The following is a 25,689-nucleotide window of genomic DNA, read 5'->3' as shown; positions in this document are numbered from 1 at the left end:
CTGGATCGAAGCCGATCGCAGCATCGCGGCTCGGCGGCCGTAGTCCGCCGAGGCCGCCGTAGTCGCCAGCCGCCTTAGCCGCCGTCGTCCCCTTGATCGTCGTCGTCCGATGACGACTGCTTCGGCGGCGGGGGACGCTTGCCGATCATCACCGTCAGATCGAGCTCCTTGTTCTTGCGCACCAGATGCACCTTTGCGTCGGTGCCCGGCTTGATCTGCGCGATCACGTTCAGGAGACGCGTGGTGTCGGTGATGTCCTGCCCATTCACGCCGACGAGGATATCGCCGGGCTTGATGCCCGCCTTGTCGGCCGGGCCGCCCTTCAGCACGCCGGCGACGATCGCGCCGGTCTTCTGCTCGAGCCCGAACGATTCCGCGATTTCAGGCGTCACATCCTGCGGCTCGACGCCGATCCAGCCGCGCGTCACCGTGCCGGTGGTAATGATGCTCTCCAGCACGCTGCGCGCGGTCGACACAGGAATCGCAAAGCCGATGCCGAGCGAGCCGCCCGAGCGCGAATAGATCGCGGTATTGATGCCGAGCAGATTGCCTTGAATATCGACGAGCGCGCCGCCCGAATTACCGGGATTGATCGGCGCGTCGGTCTGAATGAAGTTCTCGAAAGTGTTGATGCCGAGGTGGTTGCGCCCGAGCGCGCTGACAATGCCCATCGTCACTGTCTGGCCGACCCCGAACGGGTTGCCGATCGCGAGCACGACGTCGCCGACGCGCGTCTGATCCATGCGGCCGAGCGTAATGGTCGGCAGATTGGTCATGTTGACCTTGAGCACGGCGAGATCGGTTTCCGGGTCGACGCCGATCACCTTCGCTTCGCTGGTGCGGCCGTCGGCAAGGGCGATTTCGATCTGATCCGCGCCGTCCACGACGTGCTGGTTCGTTAGAATGTAGCCTTCCGAACTCACAATCACACCCGAGCCCAGATTCGCTGCCGGCTGTTCCTGCTGGCGGCGGTTACGGTCGCCGAAGAAGTAGCGGAACAGCGGGTCTTTCGCGCGCGGGTCTGGCGGCAGCGACCCATCCTTGCTGGAGAACACGTTGACGACTGCCGGCATCGCCTTTTGCGCCGCGTCGGCATAGGAACTTTCCAGGCGGCCGCCGCCGATCCCCGGCGCCACTTCCCGCAGTGCGACGATCGGTTCGGCCAGCTGCTTGCCGAATTGCCCTTGTCGCTGCAGCCATTGGGGCTTGAGCGTCGCGATGATGAACATCAGCGCGAGCAGCACCGTCACCGCCTGGGCGAACAACAGCCAAAAGCGTCTGAGCATCTGAAAAATTAGAGGTTTATATGGATCGGATCGAACTGGAATTGTACTTGAACAACGTGCTTGAAGCCTCACGGTTCAAGGACTATTGCCCGAATGGACTGCAGGTCGAGGGGCGCCGCAGGGTCGAAAAAATCGCCACGGGCGTCACCGCTTCGCTTGCGTTTCTCGAGGCCGCGCTCGAGTGGGGTGCCGACGCGCTGCTCGTGCATCACGGCTACTTCTGGCGCAACGAAGCGCCGCCGATTACCGGGCGCAAGTACCAGCGCCTGAAGCTGCTGCTGGCCAACGACCTCAACCTGTTCGCGTATCACCTGCCGCTCGACGACCATCCGGTCTACGGCAACAATGCTCAGCTCGGCGCGAAGCTCGGCCTGATCGGCGACGCGCGCTTCGGCGACAACGGCATCGGCTGGATGACGACGCTGCCGATGCCGATCACGCTTGCGCACTTCTCGGCGCAGGTCGAGCAGACCCTCTCGCGCACGCCGCTCGTGCTCGGCGACCCCGATCAGGAGCTGCGGCGCGTCGCATGGTGCACGGGCGGCGCACAAGGCTATTTCGACGCGGCGATCGAGGCGGGCGCCGATGTCTACCTGACCGGCGAAATCTCCGAGCAGAACACGCATATGGCGGCCGAAAGCGGCGTCGCGTTCGTGGCCGCCGGGCACCATGCAACCGAACGCTATGGCGTTCAGGCGCTCGGTTCGCACCTCTCGGAAGCATTCGATCTCGAACACCTTTTTATCGATATTCATAATCCGGTCTAGTTGTGACAAAACTGGTCCGAAGCAGTCAAAAGCATGCGAACTGAGTGAAATAGAAAACGGAGGAAATACTTAAAACCGCATCAGCAAAATGCTTGCTAATCGTGCGGGAATACCCTGATTTATCAAGAACTTCGCATTGTTTTTAGTTGTCGGCCCTTGTAAATGGCGACTCCATTCGAGCAAACTAGCGGCGGTAGAAAGCGACGGAAGGAAAAAATCCAACTTAGAAGTGGGGCGTGTGATGCGAGACAAGGAAGACGAACGCGTCGACGGCGGCCGCCGTACCTGGCTGATCGCGACGACCGTAACAGGTGGCATCGGAGGGGTCGCCACCGTAATACCCTTTGTTGGTTCATTTGCACCATCGGAAAAGGCCAAGGCGGCGGGCGCGCCAGTCCAGGTCGATATCAGCGGCTTGAAGCCGGGCGACATGATGACGGTCGCGTGGCGCGGCAAGCCGGTGTGGATTCTGAACCGCACCGACAAGATGCTCGCCGATGTTCAGAAAGCCGATAACGAAGTCGCAGACCCGCAATCCAAAAACCCGTTTTCGATGCCGCTGCCGGAGTACTGCAAGAACGAGTTCCGCTCGCGGCCCGATCACAAGAATGTTCTCGTCGCCGTTGCGGTGTGCACCCACTTGGGCTGCACGCCGACACCGCGCTTCCAGGAGGGCGCGCAGCCCAATCTTCCAGACGACTGGCCAGGCGGTTTCCTGTGCCCGTGCCATGGCTCGACGTACGACCTGGCCGGCCGCGTCTTCAAGAACAAACCTGCGCCGCAGAACCTCGACATCCCGCCTTACATGTTCGTGGGCGATACGCTCGTGATCGGCAAGGACGAGAAAGGAGAAGCGTAATGGCGACGACCGAAAAAGATGTGGAGACAACGTCCGGGCTCGTGGGGTGGATCGATCGGCGCTTTCCGATGACGTCCACGTGGAAGGCGCACCTTTCCGAGTACTACGCGCCGAAGAACTTCAACTTCTGGTACTTCTTCGGCTCGCTCGCACTGCTCGTGCTGGTGAATCAGATCGTCACCGGCATTTTTCTCACGATGAACTACAAGCCCGACTCGATGCTCGCGTTCGCATCGGTCGAGTACATCATGCGCGAGGTGCCGTGGGGCTGGCTGATCCGGTATATGCACTCGACCGGCGCGTCGATGTTCTTCGTCGTCGTGTATCTGCATATGTTCCGCGGGCTGCTGTACGGCTCGTATCGCAAGCCGCGCGAGCTCGTGTGGATCTTCGGTTGCGCGATTTTCCTCTGCCTGATGGCCGAAGCGTTTTTCGGCTATCTGCTGCCGTGGGGGCAAATGTCGTACTGGGGCGCGCAGGTAATCGTGAACCTGTTCTCGGCGATTCCGTTTATCGGCCCGGACCTGTCGCTGTGGATTCGCGGCGACTACGTCGTGTCCGATGTCACGCTGAACCGCTTCTTTGCGTTCCACGTGATCGCGATTCCGCTCGTGCTGATCGGCCTTGTGATCGCGCACATCGTCGCGCTGCATGAAGTCGGGTCGAACAACCCCGACGGCATCGAGATCAAGGCGAAAAAGGACGCGAACGGCATTCCGCTCGACGGCATCCCGTTTCACCCGTACTACTCGGTGCACGACTTCATGGGCGTGTGCGTATTTCTGATCGTGTTCGCGGCGATTATCTTCTTCGCGCCGGAAATGGGCGGCTACTTCCTCGAAGCGAACAACTTCGTGCCGGCCAATCCGCTGCAGACGCCGCCGGAAATCGCGCCGGTCTGGTACTTCACCGCGTTTTACGCGATGCTGCGCGCCACGACCGATCCGTTCAAGATCGTGCTGATGATCGTCGTCGTGCTGCTCGGCCTGCTCGCGCTGGTGCGCGCGCGCGGCAAGTGGCGCGTCGGTTTGCCGGTGCTCGCGGTGCTCGTCGTGCTCGCGATGTATTTCACCGAGTCGAAGTTCTGGGGGGTGGTCGTGATGGGCAGCGCGGTCGTGTCGCTGTTCTTCCTGCCGTGGCTCGACCGGTCGCCGGTCAAGTCGATCCGCTACCGGCCGTTCTTCCACAAGGTGTTCTATGCGATCTTCGTACTCGCGTTCCTGACGCTCGCGTTTCTCGGCACGAAGCCGCCTTCGCCGGCGGCGACGGTCATCGCGCAGATCTGCGCGCTGGTTTACTTCGCGTTCTTCCTCGGCATGCCGTTCTGGACGCCGCTTGGCCATTTCAAGCAGCCGCCCGAACGAGTGCGGTTCAAACCCCACTGAATGCCACGCGAGGAGAACCCGAACATGAAAAAACTGCTTTCGATGCTCGCGCTTTTAAGCGCGATGCTGTGTGCGCTGGCGGCTGCCCCGGTTTTTGCGCAGGAAAATGTACATCTGGACCGGGCGCCCGATAACGCGGACAATTTTGCTTCGCTGCAACATGGCGCGCAATTGTTTGTAAACTATTGCCTGAATTGCCACAGCGCGAACCTGATGCGATACAGCCGGTTGCAGGATCTCGGCATCTCGCAGAAGGAAATCGAGCAAAACCTGATGTTCACGTCGGACAAGATCGGCAACACGATGACGATTGCGATGCACCCGGACGACGCGAAGTCGTGGTTCGGCGCGGCGCCGCCCGATCTTTCGGTCGAGGCGCGCGCGCGCAGCAAGGACTGGCTGTACACGTATCTGCGCAGCTTCTACCGTGACGATACGCGGCCCACGGGCTGGAATAATCTCGTGTACGAGAATGTGAGCATGCCGAATGTGCTGTGGCAGTTGCAGGGGCAGCGCACCGCGAAGTTCGAAGAGGAAGCGGATGAGCGGACCGGGGAAAAGATGCGCAAGTTCGCGGGCTTCCAGCAGGTGACGCCGGGGACGATGTCGCCGGTAGATTATGATTCGGCTGTGGCCGATCTGGTCGCGTACCTGTCGTGGATGGCCGAGCCGACGCAGAAGATCCGCCAGCAGCTTGGCGTGTGGGTTCTGCTGTTCCTCGGTCTCTTGAGCTTTTTCGCCTGGCGACTGAACGCCGCGTACTGGAAAGATATCAAATAAACACACCGTAGCGGGTGTGGGGCCGGTGCAAGGAAAGACCGCACAGGAGCACCTGTGAGGCCGGTTTTTCCGCGTGCTGGCCCTTCAGCTTTTTGAGGAAACGCAAAAATGATGGTTCTGTATTCCGGCACTACGTGCCCGTTCTCCCAGCGTTGCCGGCTGGTGTTGTTCGAGAAGGGCATGGATTTCGAAATCCGCGACGTCGACCTGTTCAACAAACCCGAAGACATCGCGGTGATGAATCCGTACGGTCAGGTGCCGATTCTCGTCGAGCGGGATCTGATCCTGTACGAGTCGAACATCATCAACGAGTACATCGACGAGCGCTTCCCGCACCCGCAACTGATGCCGGCCGATCCGGTGCAGCGCGCCCGGGCGCGCCTGTTCCTGCTGAACTTCGAAAAGGAACTGTTCGTGCACGTCGGCACGCTCGAAAACGAGAAGGGCAAGGCGGCCGAAAAGAATCACGAAAAAGCGCGCCTCGCGATCCGCGACCGCCTCACGCAGCTCGCGCCGATTTTCCTGAAGAACAAATACATGCTCGGCGAAGAGTTTTCGATGCTCGACGTCGCGATCGCACCGTTGCTGTGGCGCCTCGACCATTACGGCATCGAACTGTCGAAGAATGCCGCGCCGCTGATGAAGTACGCCGAGCGTATTTTCAGCCGTCCGGCGTACATCGAAGCGCTGACGCCGTCGGAAAAGGTGATGCGTCGCTGAGTGTTGCGCGTGTGTTGAGTTTGGCGCGCGGCGGCCGCCGTCGCGTGCTGCACCCGTGGTCGCCGTGGCTGTTGGCCCGGCAAGAGGACTGTTGATGCAAGAAATTTCCACGAAACCCTACCTGCTGCGCGCGCTGTACGAGTGGTGTACCGATAACGGCTACACGCCGCATATCGCGGTGCGGGTCGATAACCAGACACGCGTGCCGCGCCAGTTCGTGCGCGACAACGAAATCGTGCTGAACATCAGTTTCGAGGCGACAAGCCAGTTGCAGATGGGCAACGAGTGGATCGAGTTCAGTGCGCGGTTCTCCGGCAAGTCGCACAAGATCGAGGTGCCGGTGGCGAACGTGCTTGCGATCTATGCGCGGGAAAACGGTCAGGGCATGGCGTTCCCGGTCGATTCGACGGGCGGCGAGGCGACCGATTCGGAAGCCGAGGGCGACGAGGTGCCCGCCGCAGAAGCCGGCGAGCACACGCAGACTGCGGCAGCGCCTGAAGCCGCCCGTGATGAACAAGGCACGCAAAGCAGCGCCCAGAGCGATGACGACCCGCGTCCGGACGACGACGGCGGCAAAGGTGGAAGAGGTCACCTCAAGGTCGTGAAATGAAGTAGAATCGCGGTCTTACGCCGGCTTAGCTCATCTGGTAGAGCAGTTGATTTGTAATCATCAGGTGGCGGGTTCGAGTCCTGCAGCCGGCACCAGTATCGAGAAGCGGACCCTGGTCGGGGTCCGCTTTTTTATTTTGCCGCCATTCGTGCCATTCGTTTTTCCCACGGCGGTTTTTCTCACGGCGGTGCTCTCACGAGCCGCGGCGGGTGACGAACACAGACACTGCTGCATAATGTCCTTCGTCGCTCTCGTCCAATCATGACAACGTCTGCCGATTCCCCCGCATCCCCCACGATCACGTGGCCCGAAGCCGACGGTCCGCACTCCGCCCGCTGGCGTTCCGAAGCGGGCGTGCCGCCGTCCAAACGTGTCGTCCTCGCCGACGACCGCACGACGGCCGATGCCGCCTACCGTCTCGCGTGCGAAGGCACCGCTCTGCTTTGGCGCGGCGACTTCCAGAACGCGCGCCAGTTGCTGCAGGCAATGACGCGCCGGCTTGAACGCAAGCCGCCCAAACGCGCATCCTCGCCGCTCGACGCGTTCAACCTGCACCGGCAAGCGCAATCGCAGCGCGCCCGCACGCTCGGCATGCTGCTGATCCCGCTCGACGCGGATTACACGATTCCGCTGCGTCGCGCGCCCAATGTGCAGAGCGCGTGCGCCGAGGCCTACGGTGCGCCGGGCAGCGATGCATCGGTGGTGTCGTTGCGCGAGCTGCTCGGGCTGATCGGAGCGCATGAATGGCGCAAAAAGGGCGTCGAGATTCCGGCGCTCGGTGAACGCATCCATCCTCACTACGGCGTGTTTTCGCCGGTGCGCGGGGAATACATCGATCTCGTCGCGCGCGCGCCGTTGCCTTCGCTGGAGACGGCGTTCGATATCGGCACCGGGACCGGCGTGCTGTCCGCCGTGCTGGCGACGCGCGGCGTCAGGAAGATTGTCGCGACCGATCAGGATGCGCGTGCGCTCGCTTGCGCGCGGGACAACCTGGCACGGCTCGGCTACGCGGACCGCGTCGTGGTCGTCAATGCCGATCTGTTTCCGCCCGGTCGCGCGCCGTTGATCGTGTGCAATCCGCCGTGGCTGCCGGCGCGGCCCGCGTCGCCGATCGAACACGCGATCTACGATCACGAAAGCCGGATGCTGCTCGGCTTTCTCAACGGCCTCGCCGAACACCTCGAGCCGAACGGCGAGGGCTGGCTGATTCTGTCCGACTTCGCGGAACACCTTGGCCTGCGCTCGCGCGACGCACTGCTTTCGGCGATCGATCGCGCGGGGCTCGTGGTGGCGGGGCGCGAAGACATCCGGCCACGTCATCCGAAGGCAACCGATCCGTCCGATCCGCTGCACGCGGCGCGCGCGGCGGAAGTGACGTCGCTTTGGCGTTTGAAGGCGCGGTAAGGTCGCAGCGAAAGCGCAACCCTTACCGCGAAGAGCGAAAAACCTCAGCGCCCCAAGCTCGCGAGATAGCTCAGGGCGCCCATTCCCGCTGCGAGCCCGCTCGCAAAACAGGCAGTCAACAGATAACCGCCCGTCGGCGCCTCCCAGTCGAGCATCTCGCCCGCGCAGAACACGCCGGGTAGCTCGCGAATCATCAGATGCGAGTCGAGCGCTTCGAACGGCACGCCGCCCGCGCTGCTGATCGCCTCTTCGATCGGCCGCGCGCGCACGAGCCGCAGCGGCAGCGCCTTGATCGAGCGCGCCACGCGCTCGATATCGAAGTAATCCTCTTTCGACAGGCATTCGTGCAGCAAGCCGAGCTTAACGCCGGTGATGCCGATGCGGCTTTGCAGGTGGCTCGACATCGAGCGCGAGCCGCGCGGCCGCACGACTTCGTCGATGACGCGCTCCCGCGAGAGTCCCGGCGCGAGATCGAGCTGGATCAGCGCGGTGCCGTCCGCCTGCATGCGTTCGCGAATCGCGCCCGACAACGCGTACACGAGGCTGCCTTCGACGCCCGTCGTCGTAATGACGAACTCGCCTTGCCGATGCTGGATCTGGCTGTCGATGTCGGTCACGGAGATCGCGACCGCTTTCACCGGCTGGCCGGCAAAGCGTTCGCGAAACGGCTCGGTCCAGTCCGCGTCGAAGCCGCAGTTCGAAGGCGCAAGCGGGACGACCGGCACGTTGCGCGCTTCGAGCAGCGGCACCCACGAGGCGTCGGAGCCCAGACGCGGCCAGCTGCCGCCGCCGAGGGCCAGGATTACCGCGTCCGTGTGCAGGATCTCCTCGCCGGCCGGCGTGGCGAGGCGCAGCGCGTGGCGCGTGCGGTCGCCCGGCGCGTCCCAGCCGACCCATTTGTGCCGCATGTGGAAACGCACGCCCGATTCCCGCAGCCGGTGCAGCCAGGCGCGCAGCAGCGGCGCGGCTTTCATGTCGGTCGGAAACACGCGTCCGGAGCTGCCGACGAAGGTGTCGACGCCGAGTTCGCTCGTCCACGCGCGCAATGCTTCGGGGCCGAAGCGGTCGAAGAGCGGGCCGATCTGCGCGTGGCGCTTGCCGTATCGCGCGATGAAGCGGTCGAGCGGTTCCGAATGCGTGATGTTCATGCCGCCCTTGCCGGCCATCAGAAACTTACGGCCGACGGATGGCATCGCGTCGTAGACGTCGACTTGCACGCCGTGCTGGACGAGCGCTTCGGCTGCCATCAAGCCGGCGGGGCCGCCGCCGATGACGGCGACGCTATGACGGTCATGCAAAATCGACATGCGTGGCAAAGAAGCGAGAAAGTGGTGTCGGACGCGTGCGCCTGACAACGGTTACATGTGAAGCGCGCCGTCAGGGGGCGCCTGCATTTTCCCATAGGCGCGCGGTGCGGCCCAATGTCCGATACGCGATCAGGACGGTCGTATTGTGCAATGCCCGCCTTTCGAAGCGCTTCGCGATCTGACAAGAATGGCACCGGGGCAGCCGACTTATTTTCCCCGGATTGCGACCTATACTTTTTACAACCCTCCATTGGACGCGCTTCGCGTCATTCCCCCGCGCACACACTATCTGTTTGCCGATCGAACCAGCCGAATCCGCGTCGCGGTCCGATCGCGCTGACCGACGGGCATCACACCGTGTGCGCATTCATTGATGTGAGGAGTACTGTCATGAGCCGCGTATTTATCGATTGTCGCGAATGTCCGAGCGACGTAGCGTGTTCGGTCGCGTTGTGCGCCGATTCGGAAACCGAGTTGCTCGAAGCCGCCGTGCAGCACGCGGTCGCGGTGCACAAGCACACGGACTCGCCCGAACTGCGCTCGCAGTTGAAGACGATGTTCCACAACGGCACGCCGCCAGTCGAAGCGGCACGCAGCGCGTGAGGGAGAAACCGGTACACGGTCGGTTGTTCGCGTATGCAGGCGGACTTCCGGATGCGCGCGGCCGGTCTCGAATATCGCGTCTGCAGAATCGCGCTTCGCAGGCGGCGCGCGCCTCAGGTCACCACGCCCACTTGCCAGGGTACGAACTCATTCTGCCCATACCCGTGCAATTCGCTTTTTGAGCGGGTGCCCGACGCGCAATCGAGCATCATCCGGAAGATCGCTTCGCCGAGTTCGTCGATCGACGCCGTGCCGTCGATGACGCCGCCGCAGTTGATGTCCATATCGTCCTGCTGCCGCTCCCACAGCGCGGTGTTGGTCGCGAGCTTCAGCGAAGGCGACGGCGCGCAACCGTACGCGGAGCCGCGGCCGGTCGTGAAGCAGATCAGGTTCGCGCCCGACGCGACCTGGCCCGTTGCCGACATCGGGTCGTAGCCGGGCGAGTCCATGAACACGAAGCCTTTTGCGGTGATCGGCTGCGCGTATTCGTAGACGTCGACGAGATTCGTCGTGCCGCCCTTTGCGACGGCGCCGAGCGACTTCTCGAGGATCGTCGTGAGGCCGCCCACCTTATTGCCGGCCGACGGGTTGTTGTCGAGCGCGGCGTCGTTGCGCGCGCAATAGTCCTGCCACCACGCGATGCGCGCCAGCAGCTTTTCGCCGATTTCGCGGCTCACCGCCCGGCGCGTGAGCAGATGTTCGGCGCCGTAGACTTCCGGCGTCTCGGAGAGAATCGCGGTGCCGCCATGCCGCACGAGCCGGTCGACGGCCGCGCCGAGCGCGGGGTTCGCCGAGATGCCCGAATAGCCGTCGGAGCCGCCGCATTGCAGCCCGACGTTCAGATACGACGCCGGCACCGGCTCGCGCGTGACGCGGTTCGCGTCCGCGAGCATGTCGCGCACCATCGCGATGCCGCGTTCGATCGTCTTGCGTGTGCCGCCGCTATCCTGAATCGTGAAGCTGCGCAGTTTCGGTTGATCGTCCTTGAGGCCGCGCGATTCGAGCACGCCACCGATCTGGTTCGCTTCGCACCCCAGGCCGACGAACAGCACCGAGGCGAAGTTCGGATGCACGGCATAGCCCGCAAGCGTGCGGCGCAGAATCTTCATGCCTTCGCCGAGCGTGTCGATGCCGCAACCGAGGCCATGCGTGAGCGCGATCACGCCGTCGACATTCGGATAGTCGGCGAGCGCGTGCGGATTCACATCGCGCCGAAAGTAGTCGGCGATGGCGCGCGCGACGGTCGCCGAACAGTTGACGCTCGTCAGCACGCCGATGAAATTGCGCGTCGCGACGCGGCCGTCCGCGCGGCGAATGCCCATAAAATGCGCGGGATCGTCGGCGTAATTCGTTGCATGCACATCGATTCCGAACTCGTGTTCGCGCGCGAACTCGGCCATGCCGAGGTTATGCACGTGCACATGCTGGCCACGCGCGATCGCATCGCGCGCGACACCGATGATCTGGTTGTAGCGCTTGACCGGCTCGCCCTTGGCAATCGCGCGGGTCGCAATCTTGTGACCGGGCGGAATCAGTCCGGTGACGACGAGGTCTTCCGCATCGATGCGCGTGCCCGACACGAGTTGCCGGGTCGCGATGATCACATCGTCGTTCGGATGAAGGCGGATGGTGGAATGAATGGATTGCGCGGCAACTGATGCAGTCGGCATGGGCTGGCCTCGAAACGGGGACGTTGGGCAGACGTGGCTATTTTCTTTTGTGAACGATCACAGAATAGCCGATTGCCGACGCGCGATGCGAGCGCGGCGAGAATGCGCCGCATCAGCGGCGCCTAGCGATCCCAAGCCCGGCCTTACGCAGCGTCAGTGCCTCTGCAGAGAGTCTCGATGTTGGCCTGCGCGTTCAGCCTGCGCGTTCAGCCCGCGCATTCAGCCCGCGCATTCAGCCCGCGCATTTAGCCCGGATAGGCCTCATCGACCTTCAACCCCGCGAGCTTGAAAATCACCCGCAGCGTTTGCGGTTTGATGTCGCGCCGGGACGCGAGTGTCGTCATCACGAAGTCGAGTACTTTGGCGTACTTGAGCATGATCAGAACCGTTTCGAGATCGACGCTGCCGTCACGCATGACTTCGGCAAGGCGCAGCATCTCGACCGAGATATCGCGCGCCATTTCGAGCTCGAGCTGCTGTTTCTCGGTCCATTCCGGAGTCGTCGTTAGTTTCGCGAGCAGTTCCTGAAACTTCTGCTCCGCGTTTCCTTTGGGTGTCGTATCCATTGCCGCCTCTTCTGGTCTGAGCGCGCTTACTGTGGGCAGTCGCGGCACGCTTCAGGTTAGGTTACGTTCGTCCCCGTCCTGTTACGCCTGGATGCATGCATCTTACGCGTGACGGGTACGACTTCCCCCGAAGTCACCGGTTCACCGCATCGTTTGACGCGGCCGGCAGCTTTGGTCGTTATTCGCGCCAGGCGTCGGGTTCGTCCTCCCGATCGCCTCGTGCGCGCTGCGGCGTGCGGCGCCACGTTGCATTGCATGGGCTCATGCAGCGCCCTCGATGGGGTCCAGCGCCGCATAAAGCGTTCCTCTCCAGTGTTCCTGCACCATTTTCGAACGCGGCGAACGGCGAAGCTCGCTGCGCTTTTCGGTAAACTGACAGCAACTTCTTCTATTTTCCGTCGCCTGACGCACGTTTTTCATGCAATCGGTGGCACGCAACCTCGATGTCCAGTAAAAATTACGAGATTCGGCCCAATCAGTCCGTCGAACTGCTAAAGGAACTCCATATCCTGACGCGCGACGGCAAGATGAATCAGGACAGCCGGCGCAAGCTCAAGCAGGTCTATCACCTGTTCCAGTTCATCGAGCCGCTGCTGCAGGACGTAAAAGAAACGAAAGGCGCGGTGTCGCTCGTCGATCACGGCGCGGGCAAGTCCTATCTCGGTTTTATTCTGTACGACCTTTTCTTCAAGGATCTGCGCGGCAGCTCGCACATCTATGGCATCGAGACGCGCGAAGAACTTGTCGCGAAGTCGGAAGAACTGGCGGCGCGGCTCGGTTTCGGCGGGATGTCGTTTCTGAATCTGTCGGTGGCCGAGTCCATCGAGTCGGACTGGCTGCCGCCGACCATCGACATCGTGACCGCGCTGCACGCATGCAACACCGCCACCGACGACGCGATCCGCTTCGCGTTGCAAAAGCGCGCGCAGTACGTGGTCGTGGTGCCGTGCTGTCAGGCGGAGGTGGCGGGCGTGCTAAAGCGCAAAAAGAGCAAGTCGCTCGGCAACGCACTGACCGAAATCTGGCGGCATCCGCTGCATACGCGCGAGTTCGGCAGCCAGATCACCAATGTGCTGCGCTGTCTGCAACTCGAGGCGCATGGTTATCAGGTGAACGTAACCGAGCTGGTCGGCTGGGAACACTCGATGAAGAACGAGCTGATCATCGCGCACTACAAGGATTTGCCGCGACGCAAACCCACCGAGCGGCTTCACGAAGTGATGGATACGTTCGGCCTCAACGAATTGCGCGAGCGCTTTTTCGTCGACGCCTGAATGCGGCGAGGCGCGTGCCTAGCTGTTGTGTCCAGCGTTCGCCGCCATCCATTCCCGCCAGCCTTCCAGGCCTAGCCGCCGCAACGTTTGCTGATTGCGCTCGTAGATATCGGCCGCATCGGGAAACGCATCGACCGCGCGTTCGATGCTCGCTTCGCGCAGCAGATGCAGGATCGGATAGGGCGAGCGGTTCGTATAGTTTTCGATGTCGTCCGGCTCGCTGCCTTCGAACGCGTAGTGCGGGTGAAAGCTCGCGATCTGCAGCGTGCCTTCGAGACGCAGATCCTTCAGCATCCGGTCCGCGAAATACAGGCAATCGTTGTATTCGAGGAAATCGGCGAGCGCGTGCGGAAGAATCAGCAGCGTGGTATCGGTGACGGCGGCGTCCGCATCCGCGAGGTTGCTCAGCTCGCTTTCGAGGTCGGTCAGTACGCCTTCCATGTTCGTCGCATCGCTGACTGCATAGCGGATCTGGTCTTTCACGTGCACCGCTTTGGCGAAGGGACACAGATTGAGTCCGATCACCGCGCGCGTGAGCCAGTGGCGCGTCGCGGCAATGATTGCTGCGTGTGATTCGGTATGGGTGGGCAACGAGGAAGGCGGCATAGCGGTACTGCAAGACCAAAGCGGCGAAACCGCTATTTTACCGGTGCATCCGAGCATGCAGCCGCGATCAGCTGGGCGGCAGCGGCCGGCGCCGCCGCAATCGGTCCGCTGCCGGGACGGTATGTCTGGCTCGCCGCGTAGATGCCTTCGATCAGCAATGCAAGTGCGTCCGCCAATGCTGCCGGCTCGCGCGCGCCCGCTTGCGCGGTCAGTTCGTTGAGTCGCGCGACCAGCTTTGCCTTGTTGCGGTTCACGCAAAGCCGGGCCGGATGCGACGCGTCCGGAAACTCCGCCGATACATTGACGAACGGACAGCCGCGGTAATCGGCCGCCGACGCGCGGCGCGCCAGGTCTGAGAAATACTGGTTCAACTGTTTGGCCGCATCGCCGGAATGTTTTGCGATGCTGCGCTCGAAGCGCTCGAAGAATTCGCGGTCCTCCTTCTCGAGCCAGGCCACGACCAGATCGTCCTTCGACGAAAACTGCCGATAGAGGCTCATCTTGTTGACGCCCGCGCGTTCGACGACCGCATCGACGCCGACCGCACGCACGCCTTCGCGATAGAAGAGTTCGTTCGCGGCGCGCAGCAGCTGCTCCTGCGCTTCGAGCGCCGCGGTTTGCGGACGGCGTGGTGTCGCGCCGCGCGTGGCCGAACGCGCGCCGGTCGGCTCAGCCGGGCGAGCCTCGCCTTCAGGCTGTTGTGACTTGGTCAGCGGTTTCCCAGTGCGTGAATCGTTCATGACGGTGTGCAAATTCGAATGAGTCGCCTTGACATGTTACTGACCGGTCACTACCATCGCAAGACCATTGTGACAGACCAGTCACAAGTGCTTTAGTCTGAAAAATTCAAATGGGTCCGTCCCGGTTCCACGGACCATCACTGAACTTGAATCATCGTGACGGCGCGTTTGCCCACCTGCCGCAGAGGCGGTCGTCAAAACGGAGAGTAACGGATGAACTGGGCTTCAAGACTCATTGGAGGGCGCTTTCACTACGGCTGGCTGGCGGTTGCCGTGGTGTTCCTCGTGCTGCTCGCGGCGGCCGGCACGCGCGCGACGCCGAGCGTGATGATGGTGCCGCTTGAACACGAATTCGGCTGGAGCCGCGCGACGATCTCGCTCGCCATTTCGGTGAATATCGCGCTGTACGGGCTGACGGGCCCATTTGCCGCGGCTGCGATGCAGCGCTTCGGCGTGCGTCCCACTTTGCTTGCTGCGCTCGCCATCATGGGGGCGGGCGTCGCGCTGTCGTCGATGATGACCGCGCCGTGGCAGATGGTGCTCGTGTGGGGCGTGATGGTCGGTGGCGCGACCGGTGTCGCGGCCTTGACGCTGTCGGCGACGGTCGTCAACCGGTGGTTTACGAAGCGTCGTGGGCTCGTGATGGGCATTCTCACGGCAAGCTCCGCAACCGGCCAGCTTGTGTTCCTGCCGATGCTTGCCGCGATCGCTGAGCATCATGGCTGGCGGCCAGTCGTGTGGGTCGTCGCGCTCGCGGCCGGCGTCGTGCTGCCGCTCGTCGCGTTCCTGCTGCCCGAGCGTCCGGCCGATCTCACGTTGCGTCCTTACGGTGAACCGGCCGACGCGCCGTTGAGAACCGATCAGTCGAAACAGAATCCGCTAGCGATTGCATTCGGCACGCTTGCGTCCGCGAGCAAAACGCGTGACTTCTGGCTGCTGTTCTTCAGCTTTTTTATTTGCGGCGCGAGCACGAACGGCTACATCGGCACCCACCTGATCGCGATGTGCGGCGACTACGGCCTCTCTGAAGTGCAGGGCGCATCGCTGCTTGCGGCGATGGGCATCTTCGATCTGTTCGGCACGACGCTCTCGGGCTGGCTATCCGATCGTTTCAATTCGCGCGTGCTGCTGTTCTGGTATTACGGCCTGCGCGGGTTGTCGCTGATCTACCTGCCGCACGCGTTTGGCATCGACTTCTTCGGCTTGCCGCTTTTCGCGGTGTTCTACGGCCTCGACTGGATCGCGACGGTGCCGCCCACCGTGCGTCTTGCGACCGATGTATACGGCAAGGAATCGGCGCCGGTCGTGTTCGGCTGGATCGTGGCCGGACACCAGCTCGGCGCGGCATTCGCCGCGCTCGGCGCCGGCATGCTGCGTGCGAGTCTCGGCACCTACACGATCGCGTCGATGATCTCGGGCGGCTTGTGCCTCGTTGCCGCGGTGATCGTGCTGCGCATCAACCGTCGTCCGCGCGGGGCGGCGGTTCAGGCCGCGTGACGCGCCTCGCGCCATCGTGCAGTCTTCGCGGCCGCGGCCGCAGCCGCAGCCGCGGGTGTTGGTGCATGATCGAATCGATCGCCGGTTTGGCGCAGGTGATCCGGGTTATCCTATCCGGCCACTGCGCGATGATCGATCGTTCATGCACAACGACCGCGAGATGCACATGACCAAAAAAGTCGCTGCGACCGAAGTCCCTATTCACGAGCTGTTGGCAAGCCGCTGGAGCCCGCGTGCGTTTTCGAGCGAACCGGTGAGCCGCGAGCATCTTCAGGCCGTGCTCGAGGCGGCGCGCTGGGCGCCGTCGGCATTCAACGGGCAGCCATGGCGCTTTGTGGTGTTCGATCGCAGTGCCGACGAAGTCACGTTCAAGAAGGCATTCTCGACACTCGTGCCATTCAATCAGGGGTGGAACGGTGCGGTGCCGGTGCTGATCGCCGTCACGACGCACACCTTGACAAGCAAGGGCGGCGTCAACCGTTGTGCGCCTTATGATGCAGGCGCCGCAGCCATGGCGCTCGTGCTGCAGGCGCATGCGCTCGGCCTTGCCGCGCACCAGATGAGCGGCTTCGACGTCAACGCGTTCCGCCGCGCGTTCGATCTTCCCGATGACATCGAGGTGATCTCGATGATCGCGCTCGGCCACTTCGGTGAGATCGACAAACTCGATCCGGTGCTGCGCGAACGTGAGAAATCGGTACGCACGCGCTTGCCGCTTGCGGAGATTGCTTACGCGGGGGCGTGGAAGAAGGCGTTCTAGGCACGCAAGCGCGGGAACAGGTCGGGCCGCGCAGGTCGGGCCGCGCAGGGCCGGCCGCATACGACGCGTCAATCGTCCTCAACCGCAGACAGTGGTGTGGCGACGCTCTCCAGCGAACGCCGTTCCGCGTCCACGCTCCATATCGCGGCAATCAGCGCCGCGCCCAGCATCAGCGCCGAGCCGACCAGGTAACCGGCATACACCTCGCTGCGTTGATGCGTGTCGATCAGTCGTCCAAAGAACGCCGGTCCGACGATGCCGCCGAGCGCGGTGCCGAACGCATAGAACACGGCGATCGCCAGCGCGCGAATTTCAAGCGGAAACGACTCGCTGACGGTCAGATAGGCGGAGCTTGCCGCGGCCGAAGCGAAGAAGAAAATCACCATCCATGTGATCGTCTGCGTGGTGACCGTGAGCCAGTGCTGCTCGAACATGTAGCCGCTCACGGCCAGCAGCACGCCGGAAAGCGCATACGTCGTCGCGATCATCTTGCGGCGGCCGATCACGTCGAACAGCCGACCAAGCAGCAGCGGGCCGAGAAAGTTGCCGAGTGCGAACGGCAGCAGATACCAGCCGATATGATCGCCGGGCACGCCGTAGAAGTCGGTCAACACGAGCGCATAGGTGAAGAAAATCGCGTTGTAGCAGAACGCCTGCGCGGTCATGAGCGACAGGCCGACAAGCGCGCGTCGGCGGTGCAGCACGAAAAGCGTGCTGAACACCTCGCGCAGCGTCGTGTACTCGCGCGCGCGCAGGCGTAGACGCTTGTGTGTATCGGCGTCGCTCAGCACGTGCCCGTCGTTGCGAAAGCGCGCTTCGATTGCCTCGACCACCCGGCGCGCTTCGTGCGCTTCGCCGTGCGTGAGGAGCCAGCGCGGGCTTTCTGGAATCCATCTGCGCATCGGCAGGATGGCGAGTGCGAGCAGCGCGCCGATCAGGAAGCACGCGCGCCAGCCCCAGTCGGGCGGCATCAGGCCGGGGTCGAGCAGCACGAGCGAGCCCGCGGCGCCGAGGCCCGCGCCGACCCAGAACGTGCCGTTGATCGCGAGATCGGTCCAGCCGCGCACGCGCGCGGGCGTGAACTCCTGGATCGTCGAATTGATCGCCGTATACTCGCCGCCGATGCCCGCGCCGGTCAGAAAACGGAAAATCAGGAACGACGCGAGGTTCCACGAGAACGCGGTCGCCGCCGTCGCGGCCAGATACAGTGCAAGCGTGATGAAGAACAGCTTGCGCCGGCCGAGACGGTCGGTCAGCCAGCCGAAGCCGAGCGCGCCGAGCACGGCGCCGGCGATATACGCGCTGCCCGCCAGGCCGACTTCCGCATTGTTGAAATGCAGCGACGGGCTCGATTTCAACGCGCTTGCCACCGCGCCGGCAAGCGTCACCTCGAGTCCGTCGAGCAGCCACGTGATGCCGAGCGCGACGACGATCAGCGAGTGAAAGCGTCCCCACGGCAGTCGGTCGAGCCGCGAGGGCAGATCCGTTTCGACGATCGAGGATGACGCTGACGCTGCGTGTGCCGTTGCGGCGGGCGGTTCGGACATGGCGGCGAGTCTCCTGTCTTCGAGGGCGGGGTGGGCGATGATCAGCTGGCGCCTGGTCGCCGCTTCGTTGGTGCTCAGTTGACGCTCGACCGGCGCGCGATGGACGCTTATTTGGCAAATAAGCCCGCGCTGTGCCGGTCAGCGAGGCAGTGCTAGCGACGCAATTGCGATTCCGCGAATCAGGGCTTTCCGCAATTTTCGTTCCGCAGCGTGCGGCCGCTTGGCGTGCCGGCTGGCAGGCCGGCGCCGCGCGGCCCCGATCGATATGTCGGGTTCGCACCGCTTGCGCGCGAATCCGCATCGCGGGTTGCCCCAGGTTACGCTTTCGTGCTAAAAAGCCGGTCCCTTCTCTCGTTCGCGCGGGCGCGGGCGGCGCACTCCGCCGTCAGCCAGCGATGTCCTCATGACCTTTTGCGCGATTGACTTCGGTACATCGAATTCAGCGGTCGCGGTGCCCGGCAACGGCGCGCTGCGACTCGCGCCGGTCGAAGGCGCGTACACCACGTTGCCGACGGCGGTATTCTTCAACACCGACGAAAACACCCGCGAGTACGGGCGCGCCGCGCTCGAAGCCTACATCGACGGCTTCGACGGCCGTCTGATGCGCTCGATGAAGAGCATTCTGGGTTCGGCGCTCGCCGACAGCACAACAGATCTCGGCGATGGCAGCGCGATCAAGTACACGGACGTCATCGCGATTTTCCTGACGCACCTGAAGCGGCATGCGGAAGCGGGCGCCGGTGTCACGCTGGAGCGCGCGGTGCTCGGCCGCCCGGTGTTCTTCGTCGACGACGATCCGCGCGCCGACCGTCTCGCGCAGCAACAGCTCGAAGCCGCCGCGCGCGCGGTCGGGTTTCGCGACATCCACTTCCAGTATGAGCCGATCGCGGCCGCCTTCGACTACGAGTCGCATCTGACCGAAGAGCAGCTTGTGCTGGTGGCCGATATCGGCGGCGGCACGTCGGACTTTTCGCTCGTGCGCGTCGGGCCGCAACGGATGGCGCGCATCGAGCGCAAGGACGACGTGCTTGCGCATCACGGCGTTCACGTCGCCGGCACCGATTTCGACCGGCGCGTCGAGCTGACGACGATCCTGACGGAACTCGGCTACCGGTCGCTCGATCCGGAGGGCCGCGAGGTGCCGAACCGCGTTTACTTCGATCTCGCCACGTGGCATCTGATCAATACCGTCTACGCGCCGAAGCGGGTCGGCGAGCTTGCGCTGATACGGCATCTGTACACCGACACGAGTCATCACGACCGGCTGATGCGTGTCGTCGAGCGGCGTCTCGGACATGCGCTGGCCGCCTGCGCGGAAGAGGCGAAAATCGGCGTCGCGGCGGGCGGCGAGACGCTGATCGATCTGGAAATGGTCGAAGACGACCTGCGCGTCGCATTCGACGAAGCGCAACTGATCGACGCGGGCAAGGAGGAAACGCGACGCATCGTTCAGGCGGCGCGCGACACGGTGCAGGCCGCCGGCGTCGCCGATCGCGATGTCGGCGCGCTGTATTTCACGGGTGGCTCGACGGGACTGGCGTTTCTCTCCGGTGCACTCTCCGCGGCGTTTCCGGGGGCGCGGCCGGTGTTCGGCGACCGGCTTGCCAGTGTGGCCACGGGTCTCGGCATTCACGCGCAACGCGTGTTCAGCTGATCGGAGTCCCGCTTGCGTTGGGCTTGGCATCGACGCGGCGCCGCCGGGTGACCGGTGTTCCGTCCCAAGCCATCGACAAGCCGTCGCTAAATGCAAAAAACCCCGCTTAGGCGGGGTTTTTCTTTGTGTCTCTGGGGTGTGCCCGAGAGATGCAGCTTAGGCCGGCTTGATGTTAGCGGCTTGCTTGCCCTTCGGCCCCGTCTTCACTTCGAACGTGACCTTCTGGTTTTCCTGGAGCGTCTTGAAGCCTTCGATGCGGATTTCAGAGAAATGCGCGAACAGATCTTCGCCGCCGCCGTCCGGGGTGATAAAGCCAAAGCCCTTAGCGTCATTGAACCACTTGACGGTACCGGTTTCCATATTACTTTTTCCTAAAAGAGGTAAATAAGGCCGAAGCCTATAGGGGGTGCACGAAAATCAAGGAAGGGGTAATAGGACCAGCCGGAGTACCGCTGATGGGCGAACCAACCAAAAGACCAATTCACTCGCCACTTGAAATCCTGCCCGATCTTTATACGGTCATTTCGAGAGAAGGTCAATAGTGTCCCCGTTTTCTTCACAGGCATTAACGCTTTATACCAGGAACTGAGTTTACAAAGCTTGCAAATCGCGCGAATTTTTTGTAGGAGCAAGTCGATTTTTCGTGTTCAGCAGCGGGTGCAACCGCTACACTACGCGCCTCGTTCGCGGTTGCACCTACGGCACGGAGTGATTGGGCGGCTCTGTGCAGTGTTCCTGCCGTTGTCGTCCCAGTTGATCTCGCGGTTGTTCTGACAGGTGGGCCCGAAGCGTGCGTATCCGTGGCCGGCGACCGGCGCACTGTCCGGAAGTGGCGCGGCACCGATACGGTTTCAGAAATACAGGAGAAGACGTGACAAGTTCTATTCAACGAAAGATCGGGCCGATCGCGCTGCTGTTGACGGGCCTGGGTTCGATCATCGGATCCGGGTGGTTGTTCGGCGCCTGGAAGGCAGCAAAAATTGCAGGGCCCGCGGCCATTTGTGCATGGGTGATCGGCGCGGTGGTGATTCTCGCGATTGCGCTGACTTACGCGGAACTCGGCGCGATGTTTCCCGAGTCCGGCGGCATGGTGCGCTACGCGCGCTACTCGCATGGCGCGCTCGTGGGTTTCATCAGCGCGTGGGCGAACTGGATCGCGATTGTGTCGGTGATACCGATCGAAGCCGAGGCATCGATCCAGTACATGAGCACCTGGCCTTACCCTTGGGCGCACGCGCTCTTCGTCAACGGATCGCTGACGACAAACGGTCTATTGCTGTCCGCCGCGCTCGTCATTGTCTATTTCCTGCTGAATTTCTGGGGCGTGAAACTGTTCGCGCATGCCAATTCGGCCATCACCATCTTCAAGTTCATCATCCCCGGCGCGACGATTCTGGGCCTCATGCTGACGGGGTTTCATCATGAGAACTTCGGCGAAGCGAGCACTTTCGCGCCGTATGGCTGGTCGGCCGTGCTGACCGCGGTGGCGACGAGCGGCATTGTCTTCGCGTTTAACGGATTCCAGAGCCCGGTCAATCTCGCCGGTGAAGCGCGCAACCCGGCGAAGAGCGTGCCGTTCGCGGTGATCGGTTCGATCCTGCTTGCGCTCGTCATCTATGTCCTGCTGCAGATCGCGTATATCGGCGCGGTGAACCCGGCCGATGTGATGAAAGGCTGGAGCCACTTCACGTTTGCATCGCCGTTCGCGGAACTTGCGATCGCGCTGAACCTGAACTGGCTCGCGATTCTGCTGTACATCGACGCGTTTGTGAGCCCGAGCGGCACCGGCACGACGTATATGGCCACCACCACGCGGATGATCTACGCGATGGAGCGCAACAACACGCTGCCGAAGATGTTCGGCGTGGTGCATCCGCTTTATGGCGTGCCGCGTGCGGCAATGTGGTTCAACCTGCTCGTGTCGTTTATCTTCCTGTTCTTCTTCCGCGGCTGGAGCTCGCTCGCGGCGGTCATCTCGGTCGCGACGGTGATCTCCTATCTGACCGGGCCGATCAGTCTGATGGCGCTGCGCCGCGCGGCAACCGACCTCGAGCGTCCGCTGCAGATTGCCGGCATGAAAGTGATCGCGCCGTTCGCGTTCGTCTGCGCATCGCTGATCCTGTACTGGGCGAAGTGGCCGCTGACCGGCGAAATCATTCTGCTGATGGTCGTCGCGCTGCCCGTGTACTTCTACTATCAGGCGAAGTCCGGCTTTGCGGGCTGGGGCCGCGACCTGAAGGCCGCATGGTGGCTCGTTGCCTATCTGCCGACCATGGCGGTGCTGTCGCTGATCGGCAGCAAGCAGTTCGGCGGCCTGAATGTGTTGCCCTATGGGTGGGACATGATCGTCGTGATTATTTGCGCGCTGGTGTTTTACCACTGGGGCGTGCATACCGGTTACCGCACCGAATACCTCGCTGAGCGCGAATCCCATGATGAGATTCTTGAGGGGGTCGGCGCTTAAGGTGCAGTTGCTATCCGTTTGACCTTGAGTAGCTGCGGGTATATCGCGCACGGCTCGCGCAGTTAATGTGAAAAAGCCCGTGAAAACCCTGGTGAAAACCCCAATGAAAAGCCCGTTCGATGATGTATCGCATCGGACGGGCTTTTGTTTTATGAGCAAGGCGGTTGCTTCGCGGTGAAGCGCTAATGACGGCTTTATGCGGATTCAGGGGCTTCAGGCGACTCAGGCATCGGTGAACACGTAGTTGGTCATCGCCAGCACGCGCTGATAGGTGCCGAGCGGCTGGATCTGCATCTGATAGTCGTCGGCGGCGGCGCCGAGCGCGGCGAATACCGGCAGCAGATGCTCGTCGGTGGGGTGCATCGCTACCGCGTGCGGCGCGAGCCGTCGATAGTCGAGCAGCGCGTCGATGTCGCGCGCGGCGAGGTGCGCTTCAAACCAGTCGGTGAACGCCGTTACGCGTGGGTCCGCGTCTTCGACGCGAGCCGAAAAGTCTGCTTCGCGCAGGTTGTGCGTGATCTGCCCTGAGCCGATCACCATCACACCCTCGTCGCGCAGCGCACGCAACGCGCGTCCGACGCGATAGTGATGGGCGGGATCGAGACGCGGCTGGATCGACAACTGTGCGACCGGGATGTCGGCGGACGGGAACATCAGCAGCATCGGCACCCATGTGCCGTGGTCGAGTCCGTGCGGCTCGCTCGACGACGCAATGCCCGCCGCGCCGAGCAGGTCCGCCGCGCGGCGCGCGACATCCGGCGCGCCGGGCGCCGGGTACTCGATCTCGTAGAGCTGGCGCGGGAAGCCGTAGAAGTCGTGGATCGTCTCCGGCTTGCTGGCGGTGCTCGCAACAGGCCGGGTCGTCATCCAGTGCGCCGATAGCATCAGGATCGCCTTCGGGCGCGGCAAGGTCGCCGAGAGCGAAGCGAATTCGGCCGACGGCAGCGATGGATCGATCGGCAGCGTCGGCGCGCCGTGGGAAAGGAAGAGCGTCGGCAAGCGGGTCATGGCGGAATCGGTCGCGTATTGGGCGACAGAGGTTGGCTTTGATAATCCGACTATATAGGCGCACCGATGCTTGATAAATGGCGCAAAGCGGATTTGATTGCGTCGCGAGTGTTGTGAATCGCGGCCATCACGAGCCGTCCTGTTCAGGCGCGCCCAACCCTTCCCACGCGGGCGCAAGCGACGGCCCGAGCGCAAGCAGATCGACTACGCGCGCCACCGTGTGATCGACCATCTCGTCAATCGAAGCGGGCTTGCTGTAAAACGCGGGCACCGGCGGAAACACGATGCCGCCCATCTCGGTGACCGCCGTCATATTGCGCAGATGCGCAAGATTCAGCGGCGTTTCGCGCACCATCAGCACGAGTCGGCGGCGTTCTTTCAACGTCACGTCGGCGGCGCGGGAAATGAGATTGTCGGACAGGCCGTGTGCGATGCTCGCGAGCGTTTTCATCGAACACGGAGCGACGATCATGCCGTGCGTCATAAACGAACCCGACGCGACACTCGCGCCGATGTCGCGCACCGAATGGACGACATCCGCAAGCGGATGCACGTCGTCTTTCGTCAGTTGAAGTTCGTGATGGATATTGAGCCATCCGGCGCTGGACACCAGCAGATGGCTTTCGACACCGCCAACCCGTCGCAGCGCTTGCAGCAGCCGGATACCGTAAATCGCGCCCGATGCGCCGGTAATCGCGACGATCACGCGGCGCGGCGCCGGAATGCGTGTGTCCATATGTTGAGGCGCCCGATCGGTCATTGCGCGATCACTGCGTGCCTCCTGTCGACCTGGCGATAGTCAACGGCCCGCAGCCGGCACGGGGCCTTCCTTCTGTTGATGTGCTTCGTTAAGCCGCGGCGAACAGCTGCTGGAGTTCGCCCGATTGATACATTTCCATCATGATGTCCGACCCGCCGACGAATTCGCCTTTTACGTAGAGCTGCGGGATGGTCGGCCAGTTCGAGAATTCCTTGATGCCCTGGCGGACTTCGTCGTCTTCGAGCACGTTGACGGTCTTGAACTCGTCGACGCCGCATGCCTTCAGGATTTGCACCGCGCGGCCCGAGAAGCCGCACATCGGAAATTGCGCGTTGCCCTTCATGAAGAGCACGACGTCGTTTTCGTCGACGATTTGCTTGATGCGTTGTTGCGTATCCATGACTGACCTTGCGATTCCGGAAATGAGTGGGATTGACTACAAATGATAGCGGATTTCGTCAGTGCGAGCCGACGGCGCCGAAGGCGGCAACTCGCCGCCACTGATGCGTTCGATGCCGGCCAGATCGCATGCGGACCGCACCCCATGAAACCCACGCGCCGCAAGCAGCGCGCGCACGGCCGCTGCCTGATCGTAGCCATGCTCGATCCACAGCACGCCGTGTGCGGCGAGCCATGCCGGCGCATCCGCGACGATCGAACGAATCGCGGACAAGCCGTCGGCTTCGTCGGTTAGCGCGCCGCGCGGCTCGAAGCGCAGATCGCCTTGCGCCAGATGCGGATCGTCGCTGGCGATATACGGCGGGTTGCTGACGATCGCATCGAAGCGTAGTTCGCCCGGTTCGCGGTTGGCGTCGAGCGGCGTGTACCAGTCGCCATGCAGCAAGGTCAGCGGGCCACCGGGGCGTCGCGCATCGAGCAGACGCGCGGCATTGCGCGCAGCAATCTGTAACGCTTCGGCGGACCGGTCCACAGCCCAGACCTGCGCATCCGGCCGCGCGGCCGCAATTGCCACCGCCATGGCGCCGGTCCCGGTGCCGAGATCGAGCACCCGCGGCCGCGTGCGGCCGGCGAGCGCGTCGAGCGCGGTCTCAACCAGCAGTTCGGTTTCCGGCCGCGGAATCAGCACATGCGGCGAGACTTCGAACTCGAGCCCGTAGAACTCGCGCGCACCGACCAGTTGCGCGACGGGCTCGCCCGCGGTCCGCCGCGCTTCGAGCTGATGCCAGAGCGCGACCTTCGCGCCATCGAGCGGCTCGTCCGCACGCGTGATCAATTCCGTGCGGCGCCAGCCCAGCACATGCCCGAGCAGAATGCGCGCCTCGAGCGCCGGCAGCGCCGAGGCGCGAAGCAAAGCGGCTACCGTAGCCGATGCCGATGCGGGTTCGCCGCTCGGTTCGCCCCTCACTTTGCCGCTCATTTCGCCGCTCATTTCGCCACTCGGTTCGCCGCTCATTGGACGTC

General features: G+C 63.0%; 25 protein-coding genes and 1 tRNA gene. 14 read left to right on the top strand and 12 right to left on the bottom strand.

The genetic code is table 11. The features are described 5' to 3' along the window. Positions 1-74 precede the first annotated feature (74 nt). Positions 75-1,286: a Do family serine endopeptidase gene (locus ACYPXD_RS04130; protein ID WP_459707802.1), complete on the bottom strand. Its 1,212-nt coding sequence runs from the start codon at positions 1,284-1,286 to the stop codon at positions 75-77. A 20-nt stretch (positions 1,287-1,306) separates the two neighbouring features. On the opposite strand from ACYPXD_RS04130, the gene ACYPXD_RS04125 reads away from it, so the two are divergent. The 8 genes from ACYPXD_RS04125 (at position 1,307) to ACYPXD_RS04090 (ending at position 7,811) form a co-directional block, all read left to right on the top strand. Further along, positions 1,307-2,053, top strand: a complete 747-nt coding sequence (locus tag ACYPXD_RS04125; RefSeq protein WP_459707799.1) for a Nif3-like dinuclear metal center hexameric protein — start codon at positions 1,307-1,309, stop codon at positions 2,051-2,053. 241 nt (positions 2,054-2,294) lie between these two features. Continuing rightward, the gene (petA, locus tag ACYPXD_RS04120) at positions 2,295-2,912 is read left to right on the top strand and encodes a ubiquinol-cytochrome c reductase iron-sulfur subunit (RefSeq protein ID WP_459707797.1); all 618 of its coding nucleotides are present in this window, start codon (positions 2,295-2,297) and stop codon (positions 2,910-2,912) included. Continuing rightward, a complete protein-coding gene (locus tag ACYPXD_RS04115) occupies positions 2,912-4,297 on the top strand; it encodes a cytochrome b (protein WP_459707793.1) in 1,386 nt (461 codons plus the stop codon). Before petA ends, ACYPXD_RS04115 begins: the two co-directional genes overlap by 1 nt. A 24-nt stretch (positions 4,298-4,321) precedes the next feature. Next, positions 4,322-5,077 carry a cytochrome c1 gene (locus ACYPXD_RS04110; RefSeq protein ID WP_459707789.1) on the top strand — a complete coding sequence of 252 codons (756 nt, stop codon included), beginning with the start codon at positions 4,322-4,324 and terminating at the stop codon, positions 5,075-5,077. A 108-nt stretch (positions 5,078-5,185) separates the two neighbouring features. Continuing rightward, positions 5,186-5,797, top strand: a complete 612-nt coding sequence (locus tag ACYPXD_RS04105; protein ID WP_006052302.1) for a glutathione S-transferase N-terminal domain-containing protein — start codon at positions 5,186-5,188, stop codon at positions 5,795-5,797. A gap of 94 nt (positions 5,798-5,891) precedes the next feature. Further along, a complete protein-coding gene (locus ACYPXD_RS04100) occupies positions 5,892-6,407 on the top strand; it encodes a ClpXP protease specificity-enhancing factor (RefSeq protein WP_459707784.1) in 516 nt (171 codons plus the stop codon). A gap of 19 nt (positions 6,408-6,426) precedes the next feature. Continuing rightward, a tRNA-Thr gene (locus ACYPXD_RS04095) sits at positions 6,427-6,502 on the top strand. A gap of 166 nt (positions 6,503-6,668) precedes the next feature. Then, positions 6,669-7,811: a methyltransferase gene (locus tag ACYPXD_RS04090; protein WP_459707781.1), complete on the top strand. Its 1,143-nt coding sequence runs from the start codon at positions 6,669-6,671 to the stop codon at positions 7,809-7,811. Positions 7,812-7,855: 44 nt separating this feature from the next. Here ACYPXD_RS04090 and ACYPXD_RS04085 read toward each other — a convergent pair whose 3' ends face one another. Then, positions 7,856-9,118, bottom strand: coding sequence for a TIGR03862 family flavoprotein (locus tag ACYPXD_RS04085; protein WP_459707779.1), 1,263 nt, complete (start codon positions 9,116-9,118; stop codon positions 7,856-7,858). Positions 9,119-9,508: 390 nt separating this feature from the next. Here ACYPXD_RS04085 and ACYPXD_RS04080 point away from each other — a divergent pair, with 390 nt between their 5' ends. Further along, complete coding sequence (locus tag ACYPXD_RS04080) at positions 9,509-9,721, top strand: DUF1059 domain-containing protein (RefSeq protein ID WP_459707777.1); 213 nt, start codon at positions 9,509-9,511, stop codon at positions 9,719-9,721. 113 nt (positions 9,722-9,834) lie between these two features. Here ACYPXD_RS04080 and ACYPXD_RS04075 read toward each other — a convergent pair whose 3' ends face one another. Then, a complete protein-coding gene (locus tag ACYPXD_RS04075) occupies positions 9,835-11,391 on the bottom strand; it encodes a UxaA family hydrolase (protein ID WP_459707775.1) in 1,557 nt (518 codons plus the stop codon). A gap of 245 nt (positions 11,392-11,636) precedes the next feature. Continuing rightward, on the bottom strand, positions 11,637-11,957 hold the full coding sequence (locus tag ACYPXD_RS04070; RefSeq protein WP_459707772.1) for a DNA-binding protein: 321 nt from the start codon (positions 11,955-11,957) through the stop codon (positions 11,637-11,639). Positions 11,958-12,400: 443 nt separating this feature from the next. Here ACYPXD_RS04070 and ACYPXD_RS04065 point away from each other — a divergent pair, with 443 nt between their 5' ends. Beyond that, complete coding sequence (locus ACYPXD_RS04065) at positions 12,401-13,231, top strand: class I SAM-dependent methyltransferase (protein WP_459707770.1); 831 nt, start codon at positions 12,401-12,403, stop codon at positions 13,229-13,231. 18 nt (positions 13,232-13,249) lie between these two features. Here ACYPXD_RS04065 and ACYPXD_RS04060 read toward each other — a convergent pair whose 3' ends face one another. Both ACYPXD_RS04060 and ACYPXD_RS04055 read right to left on the bottom strand, forming a co-directional pair. Then, a complete protein-coding gene (locus ACYPXD_RS04060; RefSeq protein WP_459707768.1) occupies positions 13,250-13,837 on the bottom strand; it encodes a DUF1415 domain-containing protein in 588 nt (195 codons plus the stop codon). A gap of 32 nt (positions 13,838-13,869) precedes the next feature. Next, positions 13,870-14,577: a TetR/AcrR family transcriptional regulator gene (locus ACYPXD_RS04055; RefSeq protein WP_459707766.1), complete on the bottom strand. Its 708-nt coding sequence runs from the start codon at positions 14,575-14,577 to the stop codon at positions 13,870-13,872. A 213-nt stretch (positions 14,578-14,790) separates the two neighbouring features. Between ACYPXD_RS04055 and ACYPXD_RS04050 the strand changes: the two genes are divergently transcribed. Together ACYPXD_RS04050 and ACYPXD_RS04045 are read left to right on the top strand one after the other, a co-directional pair. Next, positions 14,791-16,074: an MFS transporter gene (locus ACYPXD_RS04050; protein WP_459707764.1), complete on the top strand. Its 1,284-nt coding sequence runs from the start codon at positions 14,791-14,793 to the stop codon at positions 16,072-16,074. Between the two features lie 166 nt (positions 16,075-16,240). Beyond that, positions 16,241-16,834, top strand: a complete 594-nt coding sequence (locus ACYPXD_RS04045) for a nitroreductase family protein (RefSeq protein ID WP_459707761.1) — start codon at positions 16,241-16,243, stop codon at positions 16,832-16,834. 68 nt (positions 16,835-16,902) lie between these two features. On the opposite strand, the gene ACYPXD_RS04040 is transcribed toward ACYPXD_RS04045, so the two are convergent. Then, complete coding sequence (locus ACYPXD_RS04040) at positions 16,903-18,381, bottom strand: MFS transporter (RefSeq protein ID WP_459707759.1); 1,479 nt, start codon at positions 18,379-18,381, stop codon at positions 16,903-16,905. Between the two features lie 403 nt (positions 18,382-18,784). Between ACYPXD_RS04040 and ACYPXD_RS04035 the strand changes: the two genes are divergently transcribed. Beyond that, positions 18,785-20,035 (top strand): Hsp70 family protein, encoded by a 1,251-nt coding sequence (locus tag ACYPXD_RS04035; protein ID WP_459707756.1) that lies wholly within the window; start codon positions 18,785-18,787, stop codon positions 20,033-20,035. A 156-nt stretch (positions 20,036-20,191) separates the two neighbouring features. Here the strand turns inward: ACYPXD_RS04035 and ACYPXD_RS04030 are convergent, their stop codons facing one another. Further along, positions 20,192-20,395: a cold-shock protein gene (locus tag ACYPXD_RS04030; RefSeq protein ID WP_075158275.1), complete on the bottom strand. Its 204-nt coding sequence runs from the start codon at positions 20,393-20,395 to the stop codon at positions 20,192-20,194. Between the two features lie 511 nt (positions 20,396-20,906). On the opposite strand from ACYPXD_RS04030, the gene ACYPXD_RS04025 reads away from it, so the two are divergent. Continuing rightward, positions 20,907-22,499 (top strand): APC family permease, encoded by a 1,593-nt coding sequence (locus ACYPXD_RS04025; protein ID WP_459707753.1) that lies wholly within the window; start codon positions 20,907-20,909, stop codon positions 22,497-22,499. Positions 22,500-22,721: 222 nt separating this feature from the next. Here ACYPXD_RS04025 and ACYPXD_RS04020 read toward each other — a convergent pair whose 3' ends face one another. The 4 genes from ACYPXD_RS04020 to prmC all read right to left on the bottom strand — a co-directional run bounded on the left by ACYPXD_RS04020 (position 22,722) and on the right by prmC (position 25,645). Further along, positions 22,722-23,507, bottom strand: coding sequence for a DODA-type extradiol aromatic ring-opening family dioxygenase (locus ACYPXD_RS04020; RefSeq protein ID WP_459707751.1), 786 nt, complete (start codon positions 23,505-23,507; stop codon positions 22,722-22,724). 127 nt (positions 23,508-23,634) lie between these two features. Then, on the bottom strand, positions 23,635-24,243 hold the full coding sequence (locus tag ACYPXD_RS04015; protein WP_459707748.1) for a UbiX family flavin prenyltransferase: 609 nt from the start codon (positions 24,241-24,243) through the stop codon (positions 23,635-23,637). A gap of 112 nt (positions 24,244-24,355) precedes the next feature. Next, on the bottom strand, positions 24,356-24,667 hold the full coding sequence (gene grxD, locus ACYPXD_RS04010) for a Grx4 family monothiol glutaredoxin (protein ID WP_459707745.1): 312 nt from the start codon (positions 24,665-24,667) through the stop codon (positions 24,356-24,358). Positions 24,668-24,703: 36 nt separating this feature from the next. Then, positions 24,704-25,645, bottom strand: a complete 942-nt coding sequence (prmC, locus tag ACYPXD_RS04005) for a peptide chain release factor N(5)-glutamine methyltransferase (protein ID WP_459707743.1) — start codon at positions 25,643-25,645, stop codon at positions 24,704-24,706. Positions 25,646-25,689 lie beyond the last annotated feature (44 nt).

Source organism: Paraburkholderia sp. 2C, assembly GCF_054589215.1.
This window is presented reverse-complemented; position numbering and strand designations above follow the sequence as displayed.

What these genes read in the sequence shown, in the direction of transcription:
- ACYPXD_RS04130 (WP_459707802.1), bottom strand. Translation starts at nt 1,286, where the DNA reads ATGCTCAGACGCTTTTGGCTGTTGTTCGCCCAGGCGGTGACGGTGCTG.
- ACYPXD_RS04125 (WP_459707799.1), top strand. Translation starts at nt 1,307, where the DNA reads ATGGATCGGATCGAACTGGAATTGTACTTGAACAACGTGCTTGAAGCC.
- petA (WP_459707797.1), top strand. Translation starts at nt 2,295, where the DNA reads ATGCGAGACAAGGAAGACGAACGCGTCGACGGCGGCCGCCGTACCTGG.
- ACYPXD_RS04115 (WP_459707793.1), top strand. Translation starts at nt 2,912, where the DNA reads ATGGCGACGACCGAAAAAGATGTGGAGACAACGTCCGGGCTCGTGGGG.
- ACYPXD_RS04110 (WP_459707789.1), top strand. Translation starts at nt 4,322, where the DNA reads ATGAAAAAACTGCTTTCGATGCTCGCGCTTTTAAGCGCGATGCTGTGT.
- ACYPXD_RS04105 (WP_006052302.1), top strand. Translation starts at nt 5,186, where the DNA reads ATGATGGTTCTGTATTCCGGCACTACGTGCCCGTTCTCCCAGCGTTGC.
- ACYPXD_RS04100 (WP_459707784.1), top strand. Translation starts at nt 5,892, where the DNA reads ATGCAAGAAATTTCCACGAAACCCTACCTGCTGCGCGCGCTGTACGAG.
- ACYPXD_RS04090 (WP_459707781.1), top strand. Translation starts at nt 6,669, where the DNA reads ATGACAACGTCTGCCGATTCCCCCGCATCCCCCACGATCACGTGGCCC.
- ACYPXD_RS04085 (WP_459707779.1), bottom strand. Translation starts at nt 9,118, where the DNA reads ATGTCGATTTTGCATGACCGTCATAGCGTCGCCGTCATCGGCGGCGGC.
- ACYPXD_RS04080 (WP_459707777.1), top strand. Translation starts at nt 9,509, where the DNA reads ATGAGCCGCGTATTTATCGATTGTCGCGAATGTCCGAGCGACGTAGCG.
- ACYPXD_RS04075 (WP_459707775.1), bottom strand. Translation starts at nt 11,391, where the DNA reads ATGCCGACTGCATCAGTTGCCGCGCAATCCATTCATTCCACCATCCGC.
- ACYPXD_RS04070 (WP_459707772.1), bottom strand. Translation starts at nt 11,957, where the DNA reads ATGGATACGACACCCAAAGGAAACGCGGAGCAGAAGTTTCAGGAACTG.
- ACYPXD_RS04065 (WP_459707770.1), top strand. Translation starts at nt 12,401, where the DNA reads ATGTCCAGTAAAAATTACGAGATTCGGCCCAATCAGTCCGTCGAACTG.
- ACYPXD_RS04060 (WP_459707768.1), bottom strand. Translation starts at nt 13,837, where the DNA reads ATGCCGCCTTCCTCGTTGCCCACCCATACCGAATCACACGCAGCAATC.
- ACYPXD_RS04055 (WP_459707766.1), bottom strand. Translation starts at nt 14,577, where the DNA reads ATGAACGATTCACGCACTGGGAAACCGCTGACCAAGTCACAACAGCCT.
- ACYPXD_RS04050 (WP_459707764.1), top strand. Translation starts at nt 14,791, where the DNA reads ATGAACTGGGCTTCAAGACTCATTGGAGGGCGCTTTCACTACGGCTGG.
- ACYPXD_RS04045 (WP_459707761.1), top strand. Translation starts at nt 16,241, where the DNA reads ATGACCAAAAAAGTCGCTGCGACCGAAGTCCCTATTCACGAGCTGTTG.
- ACYPXD_RS04040 (WP_459707759.1), bottom strand. Translation starts at nt 18,381, where the DNA reads ATGTCCGAACCGCCCGCCGCAACGGCACACGCAGCGTCAGCGTCATCC.
- ACYPXD_RS04035 (WP_459707756.1), top strand. Translation starts at nt 18,785, where the DNA reads ATGACCTTTTGCGCGATTGACTTCGGTACATCGAATTCAGCGGTCGCG.
- ACYPXD_RS04030 (WP_075158275.1), bottom strand. Translation starts at nt 20,395, where the DNA reads ATGGAAACCGGTACCGTCAAGTGGTTCAATGACGCTAAGGGCTTTGGC.
- ACYPXD_RS04020 (WP_459707751.1), bottom strand. Translation starts at nt 23,507, where the DNA reads ATGACCCGCTTGCCGACGCTCTTCCTTTCCCACGGCGCGCCGACGCTG.
- ACYPXD_RS04015 (WP_459707748.1), bottom strand. Translation starts at nt 24,243, where the DNA reads ATGGACACACGCATTCCGGCGCCGCGCCGCGTGATCGTCGCGATTACC.
- grxD (WP_459707745.1), bottom strand. Translation starts at nt 24,667, where the DNA reads ATGGATACGCAACAACGCATCAAGCAAATCGTCGACGAAAACGACGTC.
- prmC (WP_459707743.1), bottom strand. Translation starts at nt 25,645, where the DNA reads ATGAGCGGCAAAGTGAGGGGCGAACCGAGCGGCGAACCCGCATCGGCA.